This is a genomic window from Pseudomonas sp. MH10 (assembly GCF_034353045.1).
In the GTDB taxonomy this organism is placed as follows: Bacteria; Pseudomonadota; Gammaproteobacteria; order Pseudomonadales; family Pseudomonadaceae; genus Aquipseudomonas.
This window is the reverse complement of sequence record NZ_CP133783.1, coordinates 1,993,147-2,007,691: the sequence shown is the minus strand read 5'-3', so window position 1 is coordinate 2,007,691 and position 14,545 is coordinate 1,993,147. Positions and strand designations below refer to the sequence as shown.

Below are 14,545 nucleotides of genomic sequence, written 5' to 3'. Positions count from 1 at the left end.
AGACACCGCAATGACTATTTCTGTTTTGAATGCAGACAGCACTCCTGCGCACGTAATCAGCGCTGAAAAAGCCTTGATTAGCAAAGTCGCCTGGCGCTTGATGCCGCTGATTACGGTCTGTTACCTGTTCGCCTTCTTCGATCGCATTAACATCAGCTTCGCCAAATTCCAGTTACAGACCGACCTGAGCCTGAGCGACACCGCCTATGGCCTCGGCGCTGGGCTGTTCGTGGTCGGTTATGTGCTGTTTGAAGTGCCGAGCAACATGATGCTGTACAAAGTCGGCGCCCGGCGTTGGATCGCCCGGATCATGATGTCGTGGGGGGTGGCCACGGCGTTGATGGTGTTTGTGAACACCGAATGGCAGTTCTATGCCCTGCGCTTCGTTATCGGTGCGATGGAAGCCGGTTTCGCCCCCGGTGTGCTGTTTTACCTGACCCTGTGGTTCCCGCAGCACTATCGCGGGCGGATCACGTCGATGCTGTTTCTGGCCTCGGCGTTCGCTGGCCTGTTTGGTGCGCCGATTTCCGGTCTGGTGCTGGGGCATCTGGATGGCGTGATGAACATGCGCGGCTGGCATTGGTTATTCCTGCTAGGCGGCTTGCCGTGCATTGCGCTGGGATTGTTAGTGCTGGTGGTGCTCAAAGACAAAATCGCCGACGCCCATTGGTTGACCGCGCCAGAAAAAAACTACCTGTCGAGCCGAATCGCCCACCACGAACCGCACAAAAGCGGCTCGCTGCTGGCGGCGCTGAAGTTGCCAGGTTTCCTGATGCTCGGGCTGATTTACTTCCTGATTCAAGTGGCGTCGTACGGCCTGAATTTCTGGGCCCCGCAGTTGATTCGCAGCGCAGGCACTGAAAGCCCGGTGATGATCGGCTTGCTTACGGCCATCCCTTACATCTGCGGCGCGATCAGCATGGTGGTGGTTGGGCGTTTATCCGATGCCAGCGGCGAACGTCGCAAGTACGTGGCCGGCTTGGTGGTACTGGGCGCGATTGGTTTCTTCAGCGCCGGGGTATTCGCCGATCACACCGTGTTCCTGATTGTCGCGCTGAGCCTGCTCGGCGCAGGCATCGTCGCCTCCATCCCGGCGTTCTGGGCCCTGCCGCCAAAGTTGTTGGCTGGAGCCGGCGCGGGTGCTGCGGGAGGCATCGCGGTGATCAACACCCTCGGCCAGTTCGGCGGCATCGTCAGCCCGGTTATGGTCGGCCGCATCAAAGACCTCACCGGCAGCACCACCCCAGCTCTGTACGTCATCGGCATCGCTTGCTTGCTCGCCGCCGTGCTGTTGATGTGGGCATTGCCCGCGAAATTGCGTGAGTTGGATAAGACTGTAGGCGCTGCCGAAGGCTGCGAATAAGGTCGAAACGACCTTCAGCGGTTTTAAGACACAATTTACCTGACCCCACCCCACCCCACCCCGTCGCCTCCCCGAAACTTTGCCCTTGTGCCCCTGTCACTTCAAAAACAGGACAACACAGGGGATCAGGCGATGCCACGAGCTATCTGGAAAGGCGCGATCAGTTTCGGCTTGGTGCACATACCGGTCGCGCTGGTCTCGGCGACGTCTTCGCAAGGGGTCGATTTCGATTGGCTCGACAAACGCAGCATGGACCCGGTGGGCTATAAGCGAATCAACAAGGTCACTGGCAAGGACATGACCAAGGAAAACATCGTCAAGGGCGTGCAGTACGAAAAGGGTCGATACGTCGTGCTCAGCGAAGACGAAATCCGCTCGGCGCACCCCAAATCGACGCAAACCATTGAGATTTTCGGTTTTGTCGACAGCGATCAAATCCCGCTGCAAAACATCGACACCCCCTATTTTCTGACCCCCGACAAGCGCGGTGAAAAGGTTTACGCCTTGCTCCGCGAAACCCTGGTCGATACCCATAAAGTCGCCTTGGCCAATGTGGTGTTGCATACCCGACAGCATTTGGCGGCGGTGATGCCCTTGGATTCGGCCATGGTCTTGGTCATCCTGCGCTGGCCTGCCGAGGTGCGCGGCCTCGATACGCTGGAGCTGACGGACGCGGTAACCGAGGCAACGTTGAGCAAAAGTGAGCGCGAGATGGCCAAGCGATTGGTCAAAGACATGAGCGCCGATTGGGAGCCTGATGAATACCGCGACACCTTCCAGGAAAAGATTATGCAGTTGGTCGAGACCAAAGCCCGGGAAGGAAAAATCGAAGACGTCGAAACCGATACCGGCGAAACCGAACGCAAAAGCGCCGATGTCATCGACCTTACCGAATTGCTCAAGCGCAGCCTGGGCGGCAAAACCGCGGCCAAGCCGGCGAGTAAGGCGCCGGCCAAGCCCGCCGAAAAAGACCCCGCCGACGCACCGGCAAAACGACGAGCACCCCCTCGGAAGAAGACCACTAAAGTGTCTTGAGCCGAGTTGTCGACTGTTAAGTGCCCCCGTTCCCGTCCAGCGCAAGGTGATGAATGATGCCCAAGCCCTTGAGTGAGTACGCCCGCAAACGCAACTTTGAGGTGACGTCCGAGCCGTCCGATGACTCTCCGACCCGCAGTCGCAGCAAGGCCTTGAAGTTTGTTATCCACAAGCACGACGCGCGTAATTTGCACTATGACTTTCGCCTTGAACTGGAGGGCACGCTAAAAAGCTGGGCGGTGCCGAAGGGCCCCAGTCTGGATCCGAAAAACAAGCGCTTGGCGGTCCAGGTTGAAGATCACCCGCTGGGGTACGCGCGCTTTGAAGGCAGCATCCCCGAAGGCCAATATGGCGCAGGTGACGTGATCGTTTGGGATCAAGGCATCTGGCAGCCCCACGGCGATCCGCGCGCGACCTACAAGGACGGCAAGCTCAAGTTCACCTTGGTCGGTGAGAAGTTGACCGGTGAGTGGGCGCTGGTTCGTACACGTCTTAACGGCAGCGGCGACAAGGAGCAGTGGTTGTTGATCAAGGAAAAAGACGACATCGCCCGGCCTGGCGACGAATACGACATCGTCGAGGCGCTGCCGAACAGCGTGATCAGCGGCAAAAGTGTTGGGGCCAAGCGTCAGCCGCCACGCCCGTCGAAAAGCCTGAGCGCGAAGCCAAAACCCACGGCGCCATCGTCAGCAATCGCCGCTAAAATCAACGGGAAGGTCATTGTGGCTGGGGTCGGTATCAGCCATCCCGACCGTATTGTCGACAACGAAAGCGGCACGCAGAAAATCCAGGTGGCGCAGTTTTATGAAGCCATCGCCGACTGGATTTTGCCGCACTTGAAGCAGCGTCCCGTGGCCTTGCTGCGCTGCCCGGAAGGGATTAGCGGTGAACAGTTTTTCCAGAAACATGCCGATCAACTGGCGATCCCGAATATCAAACAACTGGTCCCCGGACTTGATCCCGGCCATGCGCCGTTGATGGAAATCGACAGAGTACGGGCGCTGGTCGGCGCCGCGCAGATGGGCACCCTTGAGTTCCATACCTGGGGCGCCACCAGCGACAAGATTGAAACCCCGGACCGGATTGTTCTGGACTTGGACCCTGACCCTGCTTTGCCCTGGCGAAGCATGCTTGAAGCGACGCAAATGACCTTGAGCGTACTCGACGAATTAGGGTTGCAAGCATTCCTGAAAACCAGCGGCGGCAAGGGCATGCACATCATTGTGCCGCTCGCCCGGCACGCGGACTGGGACACGGTCAAAGCCTTCGCCAAGGCCATTGCTCAGTTCATTTCCAGGCAATTACCCGAGCGCTTCACCGCGACCATGGGCCCGAAGAACCGGGTGGGTAAAATTTTCATCGACTACCTGCGCAACACCCGTGGCGGCAGTACGGTGAGCGCGTACTCCGCACGCGCCAGACCGGGCTTGCCGGTGTCGGTGCCTATTAGCCGCGACGAACTGAGCGAGCTGAAATCCGCACAGCAATGGACGGTGGGCACTATTGAGCAGCGTCTCGACGGTCTTAAAAATGATCCGTGGGCAGGCTACAAAAACCGCCAACGGATTAGTCATAAGATGTGGGTGCAGTTGGGTGTTGAGGAAGAGTAGGGCGGTTTTACGGGGCCTCTTTCTGCAATTCGATATTCAATTCACATAAAGACAGATGAAGAAATTCTGTAGGAGCCGAAGGCTGCGATCAGATGTTCAGTGCTTACTATTCCGTGTCGGCCCAAGTCTCCGTGGGAGTTGGCTTGCCAACGAAAGCTTCAATCCAGACAACCCAGGTTTCAGGTCGATATCAGCGGCGTGACGAAGGGCCTCTTCGCAGGCAAGCCTACTCCCTCAGTCTCGGCGGCTTCGCAGCATTCGGCTCTTACACATGGCCGCCCGCCTATAGATAACCATACGCTCAGCAATCACAAAGGCCGGATATACACCCGGAATACAGCGCCACTACGTTGTTTGTAAAGATGACTCACGGCAACCTCACTCCCCCCAACATGCTGCGCAACCGTGCGGAATTTCCTACACATCGCGATTAACTTCAATTCCAGCAATGACGATCAAAGAATCCGATACAGCAAGCGCTCAATTCGTACCCGGCTGACCCGGCGCAGGAAGGTGCGTACGGCAAGCGGGTATTCGCTGAGGGTGTCCAGCTCATCGTACTTGCCCACACGCAACGTATTGCGCATCAGTTGGGTCAGTTCAGCGGTGCGCGGTGCTGTCCATTCGGCCCGGGGATCGTCGATCAGCAGGGCGTTTTCCAAGTCCAGCTGAAAGGCGCGTGGGTTGAGGTTGTTGCCGGTCAGCAAGGTGTAGCGCTCGTCCGCCCACAAGCCTTTGAGGTGGAAGGTGTTATCGCCGTCCTTCCACAAGTGCAGGTTCAACTGATGCTTGGCGATGGGTTGCTGATGCTTGCGGGCGAATTTGCGCAGGCTGATTTCGTAGAGGTACGGCAGCGCAGCGATGACCTTGAACGGCTCGTCGGCGGGGATGAAGAAGTCGTTGGCGGTCTTGTCGCCAATGATGATGTCGATCTTCACCCCGCGCTTAAGGGCGCGGTTGATTTCACGGGTGACCACCACTGGCAAATTGAAATACGGTGTGCACAGGGTCAATTGCGTTTGGCTGGCGGCGATCAATTCACAGATTGTGCGGCTGAGGGGGTTTTTGTTGCCCACACCCAATAGCGGGATAATCCGTAGCCCGCCGATGTCTTCGGTGCCAGCGGTGGTGTCGTATGACGCGCGCTTGAGGTGATTGCGCAACCCGCGGATTTCGCCGCGCAAGCTGCGTGAGGTGGGCGGTGATGGCAGGTCGAGGCGGTGTACGGCTTTTGACGTAAGCACGTCCTGCTGCACCATGTGCTGCATCGAGTCAGCCAATGCTGTGTTTTGCAGCAGGTGATAACGGTCGAGACGGTACTTGTCGAATTTGTGCAGGTAAACGTTATTGATGCTGGCGCCGCTGTAGATCACGCAATCGTCGATCACCGTGCCCTTGAGGTGCAACACACCAAACAGTTCGCGGGTTTGTACCGGCACGCCGTAGATCGGCACTTCTACATCGTGTTCAAGGTTTTGCGCCTGGTACCACGCCGAGTTGCCCGGCTGCTTACCGGCCCCGATCAGGCCCCGCTGTGCCCGAAACCAGTCCACCAACACCACCACATCCAGTTCCGGCCGTGCTGTTTTGGCTGCGTACAAGGCCTCGAGAATCTCCTGACCGGCTTCATCTTGCTGCAGGTACAAAGCGATCACATAGATTCGCTGAGTGGCCGAGGCGATTTTTTCCAGGAGGCAGCGGCGATAATCGGCGGCGCTTGGCAGTAGCGTCACAGCATCGGCGGACGACGAAAAACCACGAAGTACAGGAAGAAGGGAGCGTCTGAAAGTGGAGCGCATAAGCCTCTCGAAGCAATAACCGGACAATTCGCGAGCTTACACCAGAGCGCGGGGTCACGTTGATATCCACATCAATGTGCCTTCCGTCTGATCAGGGCGTCAATTGGACGGAAGATAAATTTCCTAGGCTATGCGAGTGATGCTTTACAAGCCGCCTGTCGTTGTTTTCGAAGTAATAATGGCCATTTATCTAACTGAATCATACGGCTGCAAGTGTTATCCAAGGAGGGTTGGTGTACGCTGGGCGCGGCTAAAAAAAAGGGTGAAGTTGTTGAGTTCCCACGATGACGATAACAGCGTAGATCGAGTAAAACCGATCAAAAGGGCGCCAGTGCTTTGGTTGGCGGTCATTGCGATTTTTTTGGTCTGTGTATCGATTGTCACGTTTAACGTGTGGCAGCTTGAACATGCAAAAAACCATGAGCTGTATCAGGCCGAAATAGCCACCTCCAACCTTTCCAAATCCCTGGCCCAGCAAGCGGAAGATACCTTCGACGAAGCCGATGTGGTGTTGATCGATTTGGTGGAGCGGATTGAGAATGATGGCCTGGGGCCAGCTCAAATCAGGCGGATCGAGCGTCTGTTGGCAAAGCATGTTGTGGAAGCCCATCAACTGCAGGGCGTTTTTTACTTCGACCGCACAGGTCGGTGGATTATCAGTTCGTTCGGCATCAAGCCAGCAAGTGCTAACAATTCCGATCGGGAATACTTCCAGTATCACCAGCAAAACACCAACCTTGGGCCGCACATAGGCAGGGCGGTGCGGAGTCGAACAACCAACGATTGGGTCATCCCTATTTCAAGACGAGTGAACGATAAAAGTGGAAACTTCGACGGTGTGGTATTGGCCACATTGAACATGAAGTATTTCGATCAGTTTTTCGACAGTTTCAATATGGACAATAAAGGCGCGATCTTTCTGTCCATGACGGATGGCACTATATTGGCCAGGCGACCCTTTACGGATGATGTGATCGGGAAGTCGCTCGCCAAAGGCCAAGTATTCAGCGACTACTTATCCAAGTCCACATCGGGTACCGCCATGGTGACCTCGATTATTGACAAAGTCACCCGGCTGTACGGTTACCGGCAATTGGAAAAATACCCCTTGGTGGTGGCGGCGGCGATTTCCGAAGAGTCATTGCTTGATGAATGGCGTCAAAACTCGTTTAAATCAATCATCATTATTATTAGTGCCGTGATGGCCAATATCTTGTTCGGCGTCCTGTTGGTTCAACAGATTCGGTTCGGCCTGCAAGCGGAAGCGAAGATGCGCATCGCCCAGAGTTCGCTGGAAAAACTCGCGCTGCAGGACAGCTTGACCGGGTTGTCCAATCGCCGGCATTTTGATCAGGTTCTGAACGTTGAGTTCCGACGCAGCGAGCGGAAAAAAGCGCCTTTAAGCCTGATCATGCTGGACATCGACTTCTTTAAAAGTTTCAACGACAACTATGGGCATTACGCCGGCGATCACTGCATTGTTGCTGTTGCGGACACCCTTCGGGCTTGTTTGAATCGTGCGGGCGACCTTGCTGTTCGTTACGGCGGGGAGGAGATGGCGGTTTTCTTGCCGGAAAATGACGCAGTGGGCGCGTTTGCCTTGGCTGAAAAGATCCGCCTCGCCGTGGTTGCCAAACAAATACCCCACGGCGATAACCCGCTGGGCATCGTCACGGTCAGTCTCGGGTGCTACACCTGCGTACCCGGTGACGAAAACACCATCGTGACATTGATACAACGGGCCGATGCAGCCTTGTATTCCGCGAAAAAAGCTGGCAGAAATCGCAGCATGACCTTTGACGGGGATGCTTGAGAGGGTTAGCTTCACTTTGACGTATTACGCTTGAGCGGCCGGCGCGAGCAACTCGCGCTGAATTGACCATAGATCGTTATCCCAACCTGGACAGCTTCTATGCAGAATCTCGGTAGTAAGGGATTATCACTCACCAAGCGGCTGTTCAAATCCCGAGCGATAGGCTCCGCGCTTGGCTTTCTTTGCATCGCTATTGCCATGTTCCCGCTGCACCCTCCCGCATGGGCGTGGGCGTTGATGATCCTCAACGGCTTTATCTGGCCAGTAGCCGCGTTTCAATTGGCGCGCCGATCGACATTTCCGCTAAAAACCGAGCAACGTAACGTGCTGCTGGATTCGTTTTTTTGTGGTTTTTGGGTTGGAGCCATGCAGTTCAACCTATTGCCCAGCGTGACCAGTATGTCGATGATGGCCATGAACAACGTTGCGCTGGGCGGCATACGTTTTCTGCTGACTGGCTGGCTGGCCCAGGCCTTGGGTATCACGGTCTCAGGGTTAGTGTTTCCTTTGGCGTTCCAGCCTGAGACCAGCACGGTGCAGATGTTTGCCTGTGTGCCGCTGCTGGCAATCTACCCGTTAATGCTTGGCTGGATTGCCTATAAACAAAATCACCTGTTGAAAGACCACAAACGTGCGCTCTTGGCGCTCAGTCAAACTGACAGCTTGTCCGGACTGTTAAATCATGGGGCCTGGAAGGGGCATCTTGATGTGGAATTTCAGCGTTGCGCGTTGGCCCAGCAGGGCGGCACCATTGCCTTGATCGATATTGATCACTTCAAAGTCATCAACGATACCTACGGGCATGTGGTTGGTGACAACGTCCTTCGGCAGTTGAGCAAGGTACTCAATCAGAACTTGCGCAAGTTCGACTTGGCGGGCCGTTACGGTGGCGACGAATTTTGTGTGATTCTTCCCGATACCTCGTTGGCGACGGCCGCCGAGATCATGGACCGCCTGCGCGATACCTTTAATGCAACCCACTATGAGTGGGAACCGATGATGAAAGTCAGCCTCAGTATCGGACTCGCGCCCTATAGCCCGTCACATGCAGACGCGACGTTCTGGTTAAACGAGGCGGACAAGGCGTTGTACGTGGCGAAAAGTACCGGGCGCAACCGAGTCAGCTGCAGGGTGGATGGCGCGTTGCATCCGGTCCTGAGTGACCCGGTCTAGGCGCGGTTTTTAATAGCCGTTATGGCGCAGCAGGGTGTCGATACTGTCCTTGGAGGGACGCCCGTAGAACTTCAGCAATTGCGCTGCACGGTTGGTAAAGAAACCGTCGGCGCCACGTGCGCTCAACGCTTTGAAATCTTCAGCGTCATCGACGGTGTAGGGATGAATTAACAGACCTCGGTCATGGGCCATTTTGGTCATCCACGGCTTGACCATGTCCATGTAGCTTTGGTCGCCACCGTGTTTGAGTACCGACGCAGGACCAATCCCCGAGGCGCCGTGGGCTTTAGCCCAATCCATCCAGGCGGCGAACTCCGCTTCGGACTTCACCTCACGCCCAGCATAGAACGCCGCTTTATCTTTGGCGCCGGACGCTTTGAAGTCTACCGTCGAGCTGGCTTCCATGTAGCCATCACCGATCCACAGCAACAGCACTTTGGGCACCTGCGGCATGCTTTTTTGCAGCAGCTCCAGGCTAGGTTTTTCGAAGGTCTGCAACACCACGCGGCCTGGTGTGTTGGCAACGTTTACATGGCCCTTGGCTGCGGCCGGGCGTTGGTCAAGCCAGCCGCGTTTGGCCAACAGTTTCTGCAAATCTTCTTCTACGCCTGGAAACTGCGCGGGTACTTTGGTTTCGATATACAGCCCCGGCTTGTTCTCCCCCTCTTCGGCGATGTCGATGACTTCATTGAGGGTGAGAATTTTCAAGCCTACGTAGCTGCTACGGGCCTTGGCCGGGAACGCCGCGTTGAACCATGAGCCGGCATCGAGGCGCTTGAGCTCCTCCAGGGTGAAGGTGCTGATGGGGTCTTTAATCCGTTCGGGATAGACCTGCGCGATGTTGGTGGTGCGCCCGAGGGTGTCATCGTGCAGGGCAATCAGTACCCCGTCTTTAGTGCGCTGAATGTCCATCTCCAGATAATCAGCACCCAGATCACGTGCTAACTCATACGAGGGAATGGTCTCTTCAGGCGCATCGAACGATGCACCTCGGTGGCCAATAACAGCGGGCCAGGGCACGCCAATCTTTGCCGCAATGGCTTTGCCGGGAGGTTCCACGGCCAAGGTTGTTTCGCTTAGAAGGAGGGCGCTGGCCAGCAGCGTCAGAAGCCCGAGGGTTTTTGGAATTCGATTTAGCATCGTTGGATCTTCCTTATCAGTCGTCAGACAGGTGCGCTTGCACTGTAGCAAGTCGCGCATGACCGATAGGTGAAGGATCGTTTTAATGCAGGGATGTTTTCAAACGCCGACGGATAAAGCGCAACACCGCCAGCATCAACGCCACGACAATGATTGCCAGTAGCGCGTCTTCTTCGTAGTGCTTGATGTCCGCGAACAGCCACTCCAGTGATTGACCGAACAGGTAGCCAACACCGGCAATCAGCGGCGCCCAAATGGCGGCGCCAATCAGGTTGAACAGGACAAAGCGCGACGTTGGAACATCGCTCATGCCGATGGCAATAGGGCCGGCTATGCGTAGGCCATACATGAACCGCACGCCGATGATCAACCCGGTTTGGTAGCGCTCCAGCAGTAGATTAACCCGCCGGGCGCTGGGTTGCAGTTTGGGAAACCGTGCCATAAGACGGCTGCCGTAGCGGCGCCCGATCGTGAAGAACACACAGTCGCTCAATGCCCCGCCGAACACGGCGACAAGCGCCAGCAACGGAAACGATAAATAACCTTCGTGGGCCGCAAAGCCGGCGATGATCAGCACTGTTTCCCCTTCCAGGGCTGCACCGATAAAGACGGCCAAATAACCGTACTCAGCAATTACCTGTGTCAGCGTCATACGCGATCCTCATGATGTGGGCCATTGCGCCTGAGTTGACTGATCGCCGTTGGGGTTTGTTCCGTTGGCCGGCTTTCCGGTGCGAGCCGAGAAATCGCAGCCTTCGGCGGTTCCACGGACGATCTGTGCATCACCCCGCGAAGTTCTTTGAAAAGGGTTGCCTGACAAATCGTCTTCGTCGGCAAGCTCTTATAAAACTAATTTTTAATTATTTATAAAACAATAGGTTGGCGCAGGGTTACGTGTGTATATCCGGCCTTTGTGGTTGCTGAGCTTATGGTTTCGCTTTTACAGCGAGTCACCTTTTTCAACCGTCGGAGCGCCGAACCGCAAAAAGGTAACCCAAAACGCTTGCCCCACCATGCAGGACCTCGCTTAGGCTCGGTCTTCCCTCACTCCGGCGTTCGGCCGCATGGTTTCACGGGGCCTCTTTCCGTAATTTGATATTCAATTCACGGGCGATCTACAGGCAGGCGACCATCTGTAGATACCGTCTTGTTGGCGAAGGTCCTTCGGACCTATCGCAGCCTTCGACAGCTCCTACAGAAATCTGCGCAGCGCCAGAATCTGTGGGACCGAATTTATTCGGGAAGGCTTCAGTCCTGACACCCTGCAACCTCAAACCACACAAAAAGTGCCACACAGTTCGTTGTGCGACAGCGCGGCGTCGAAGACGTGGCGGACCCTCCTACAGAATCTGTGGGAGCAGGCTTGCCTGCGAATGTAACGGCGCGGTGTGCCTTGGCTCACGCCTTGCGGTTTACCGCGCCAGGACCATGGCGAAGTAGCCGAATACGGTCAGCAGAATCCCCGATACGGCATACGCCACCGGAAAGCCGATCCAAGGCACGGTGCTGTCGATTTCTTTTGCCGCTTCGCGCGCAGGGCCTGAGTGACTGCGGGCACCGGCGACGCCGCCCATGAGGATGGCCGGGTTGATCTTGAACACGTGGAAGCCGATAGCCCAGACGATAAACGGTGGGATAGTGCAGGCCACGAAGCCCAAGCCGAATATCTTCAGTGCAATGATCGCGCTCAGTTGCGACACCAGACTGGCACCGGCATTGACGCCGACGATGGCGACGAAAAAGATCAGGCCCATGTCTTCCAAGATATTCCGTGCAGCGTTCGGGGTGTTGCCGAAGAAGCGTACCCGAGATACCAGCGACGAAACGATAATGCCCGAGACCAACAGGCCGCCAGCGTTACCCAAACCCACTGAAGCACCGAACGCCGGCACTTGCACCAGGCCAATCAGCAGCCCCAGCACCATGCCCAACGACAGCGTCAGCAAATCAGTCGCCGTGCTTGGGCGTGCGACTTTGCCGAGAATCCCCGCCGCTTTGTCGATGGCGCTGCGCAGTCCGATCAAGTGCAGCACGTCCATCCGCTGCAAGCGTGTTTCCAGACCGATAGGCAACGGCGCCCCGCCGCGTTCAATGCCCAGCAATTGCACCTGGCCGGCAATCGGAGAGCTGCTGAATTCCTTGAGCGCCTTACCAATGGCGTCGCGGTGAGTCACCAGAATCTCGGCTTCGTCCAACGGAATGTTCAACGCACGGGCATCTGGCACTTCAGGCCCGATCAGGCCCATATGGTCGGTGAGTACATCAAGGCTGCCACCCAAGGCGATGACGTCGCCCAGTTGCAACACCAAGCTCGGGTCGGCGCCGAGCAATTGGGTGCCGCGCTCGACGTTCTCGATCTGGTACTGGGCGAAGTGCTCGCGAAACTGGCCGATGGTTTTCCCTTCGTACGCCGGGTTGACCAACCGATAGGCCCGTAAATCGAAGGGGCGATAACCGCTCAGGCCCGCGTCATCGACATTCGGAACACCGTGTTCGATCTCGTATTCCTTGGCCGCCTTGCGCGCATCCACGCCCCACCAGCGCGGCAGGTATTTGCAGATCAGAATGATCCCCACCGTGCCCCAGATGTAGGTGATGCCATACGACAAGGCAATCATCGCGGTGGCGGCAGCGGCGGTAGTGCCCGGCGGCAGTGGCACTACCCCAGAGGTAATCGCCTGTTCAGCCGAGCCGATGGCGGCGGACATGGTTTGCGAACCGGCGAGAATCCCGCCCGCAGCACCAACCGGCAGCGACAACAGTTTCGTGCCCGTCACCACAATCCCCAACCCGAGGAACGACGACAAAATTGCCAGAAAGGTGAATTTCAGCCCATCACCTTTCAAACTGTTGATGAACGACGGACCGACTCGTAGGCCGACGCCGTACATAAACAGGTAATAAAACAGACTTTTGGTGAAGCTGTTCAGCTCCAGGTGTATGCCATAGGCGGCAGCCCAGGAGGCTATCGCGCACCCAATGACGATGGCCGCCGCGACCGCACCGAGGCCGTAGCCCTTGATGCTGCCACGACCCACCCACACGGACAGGCCAACCACCACAAACAATAAAATGTACGGGTTGCTTTGTAGAAATGTCAGAAATGCAATCACAGTGACCTCGCGCTTTGCGATGAAACGCTATAAACACCGGGCAAATACGTTGCCCGGTGGAGTTCGAGGTCGAACTAAGCCGCGTCGATTGGAGTGGCAGCGACAGCGCCATGGTTGAAGCTCGGGCCGGCGTCAGACGCCAGTACCGGATTTTTTTGCAAGAAGGCGATGGCCTTGCGCAAGTCATCCAGCAGCAAGCCAATCAGGTCGCGGCTGACACCATGCCGTACCAATACCCGCTGGACGACAATGTCCTGGCGGTCAGAGGGCAGTGGGTACGACGCAATTTGCCAGCCGCGCATCCGCACCCGTTCCGACAAGTCATACAGGCTGAAGCCGTGGTCGATGCCGTCCTTCAGTTTGTAACAAACCGCTGGCAGGCCATCTTTGCCGTCGTAAACCAATTCCAGCGGACCCAGCCGGGTAATCTCACCCGCCAGCCACTGCGCAGTGTCCGAACAGGCTTGCTGGATGCGGGTATAACCGTCGCGGCCCAAGCGCAGAAAGTTGTAATACTGCGCGATGATTTCACCGCCCGGGCGACTGAAGTTCAGCGCGAAGGTGGCCATGTTGCCGCCCAGGTAATCGACGTAGAAGATCAACTCTTCCGGCAGATCGGTTTTCGAGCTCCAGATGATCCAGCCCACGCCCAATGGCGCGAGGCCATATTTGTGGCCGGAAGCATTGATCGATTTGACCCGCTCAATCTGGAAGTCCCACTTCAATGATTGCTGAATGAAGGGGGCGATAAAGCCGCCGCTGGCCGCGTCCACGTGGATCGGGATATTGAGCCCAAGGTCACGCTGCATGGCGTCCAATTCGGCCGCCAACGCCGCAACGGGTTCGTAGATACCGGTAAAGGTCACGCCCAAGGTGGCAACCACACCGATGGTATTTTCGTCGCAATACGCGCGCAGGTCGGCGGGCTCCAGGCCCAGCGCATTGCCACGCAACGGTACTTCGCGGATTTCCACGTCGAAATAACGGGCAAATTTCTTCCAGCAAATCTGCACCGGACCGCACACGAAGTTAGGTTTGTCGGTGGGCAGACCGGCTTCTTCGCGAAGTTTTTTCCAGGTCCACTTCAAGGCCAAGCCGCCGAGCATGGCCGCTTCGCTGGAACCGGTGGTCGAACAGCCCACGGTTTGCCAGGATTTCGGTGCATGCCACAGGTCGGCAATGATGTGCACGCAACGGTTCTCGATTTCGGCCGTTTGCGGGTATTCGTCTTTGTCGATCATGTTCTTGTCGAGGGCGTCGGCCATCAACTTCTGTACTTCGGGTTCGACCCAGGTGGTGCAGAACGTTGCCAGGTTTTGCCGGGAGTTACCGTCCAGCAACAGCTCGTCGCGGACCAGGTTGTAAGCCGCCGAGGGCGCAGTCGAATGATCAGGGAGCCGATACTTGGGCAGGCGTCGTTGCGACGTGCCACTGGAGTAAACGTCTTCGATAGCGTCGTCGCGGGTTTCAGCGGTTTGATGAAGTGCCATGGAATCCTA

At 56.7% G+C, this 14,545-nt stretch carries 10 protein-coding genes; 5 read left to right on the top strand and 5 right to left on the bottom strand.

Going from position 1 to position 14,545, the window contains the following annotated elements; genetic code table 11:
* Positions 1 to 10: 10 nt before the first annotated feature.
* The 3 genes from RHM59_RS09055 to ligD all read left to right on the top strand — a co-directional run bounded on the left by RHM59_RS09055 (position 11) and on the right by ligD (position 4,008).
* Entirely contained in the window at positions 11 to 1,363 is a 1,353-nt protein-coding gene (locus tag RHM59_RS09055; protein ID WP_322286439.1) for an MFS transporter, read from the top strand.
* A 132-nt stretch (positions 1,364 to 1,495) separates the two neighbouring features.
* A complete protein-coding gene (locus tag RHM59_RS09050; RefSeq protein ID WP_322183716.1) occupies positions 1,496 to 2,398 on the top strand; it encodes a Ku protein in 903 nt (300 codons plus the stop codon).
* Positions 2,399 to 2,454: 56 nt separating this feature from the next.
* A complete protein-coding gene (gene ligD, locus RHM59_RS09045) occupies positions 2,455 to 4,008 on the top strand; it encodes a DNA ligase D (RefSeq protein WP_322183718.1) in 1,554 nt (517 codons plus the stop codon).
* 455 nt (positions 4,009 to 4,463) lie between these two features.
* On the opposite strand, the gene pssA is transcribed toward ligD, so the two are convergent.
* Positions 4,464 to 5,807 carry a CDP-diacylglycerol--serine O-phosphatidyltransferase gene (pssA, locus tag RHM59_RS09040; RefSeq protein ID WP_322165277.1) on the bottom strand — a complete coding sequence of 448 codons (1,344 nt, stop codon included), beginning with the start codon at positions 5,805 to 5,807 and terminating at the stop codon, positions 4,464 to 4,466.
* Between the two features lie 271 nt (positions 5,808 to 6,078).
* Between pssA and RHM59_RS09035 the strand changes: the two genes are divergently transcribed.
* Together RHM59_RS09035 and RHM59_RS09030 are read left to right on the top strand one after the other, a co-directional pair.
* A complete protein-coding gene (locus RHM59_RS09035) occupies positions 6,079 to 7,620 on the top strand; it encodes a sensor domain-containing diguanylate cyclase (protein WP_322165276.1) in 1,542 nt (513 codons plus the stop codon).
* Between the two features lie 99 nt (positions 7,621 to 7,719).
* A complete protein-coding gene (locus RHM59_RS09030; protein ID WP_322286438.1) occupies positions 7,720 to 8,793 on the top strand; it encodes a diguanylate cyclase in 1,074 nt (357 codons plus the stop codon).
* A gap of 9 nt (positions 8,794 to 8,802) precedes the next feature.
* Here RHM59_RS09030 and RHM59_RS09025 read toward each other — a convergent pair whose 3' ends face one another.
* The 4 genes from RHM59_RS09025 to RHM59_RS09010 form a co-directional block, all read right to left on the bottom strand.
* A complete protein-coding gene (locus RHM59_RS09025) occupies positions 8,803 to 9,933 on the bottom strand; it encodes a glycerophosphodiester phosphodiesterase (protein ID WP_322183724.1) in 1,131 nt (376 codons plus the stop codon).
* A gap of 82 nt (positions 9,934 to 10,015) precedes the next feature.
* On the bottom strand, positions 10,016 to 10,585 hold the full coding sequence (locus tag RHM59_RS09020; protein WP_322165273.1) for a DedA family protein: 570 nt from the start codon (positions 10,583 to 10,585) through the stop codon (positions 10,016 to 10,018).
* Between the two features lie 760 nt (positions 10,586 to 11,345).
* Positions 11,346 to 13,046, bottom strand: coding sequence for a transporter (locus RHM59_RS09015; RefSeq protein ID WP_322165272.1), 1,701 nt, complete (start codon positions 13,044 to 13,046; stop codon positions 11,346 to 11,348).
* A 74-nt stretch (positions 13,047 to 13,120) separates the two neighbouring features.
* Positions 13,121 to 14,536, bottom strand: coding sequence for a glutamate decarboxylase (locus RHM59_RS09010; protein WP_322286437.1), 1,416 nt, complete (start codon positions 14,534 to 14,536; stop codon positions 13,121 to 13,123).
* Positions 14,537 to 14,545 lie beyond the last annotated feature (9 nt).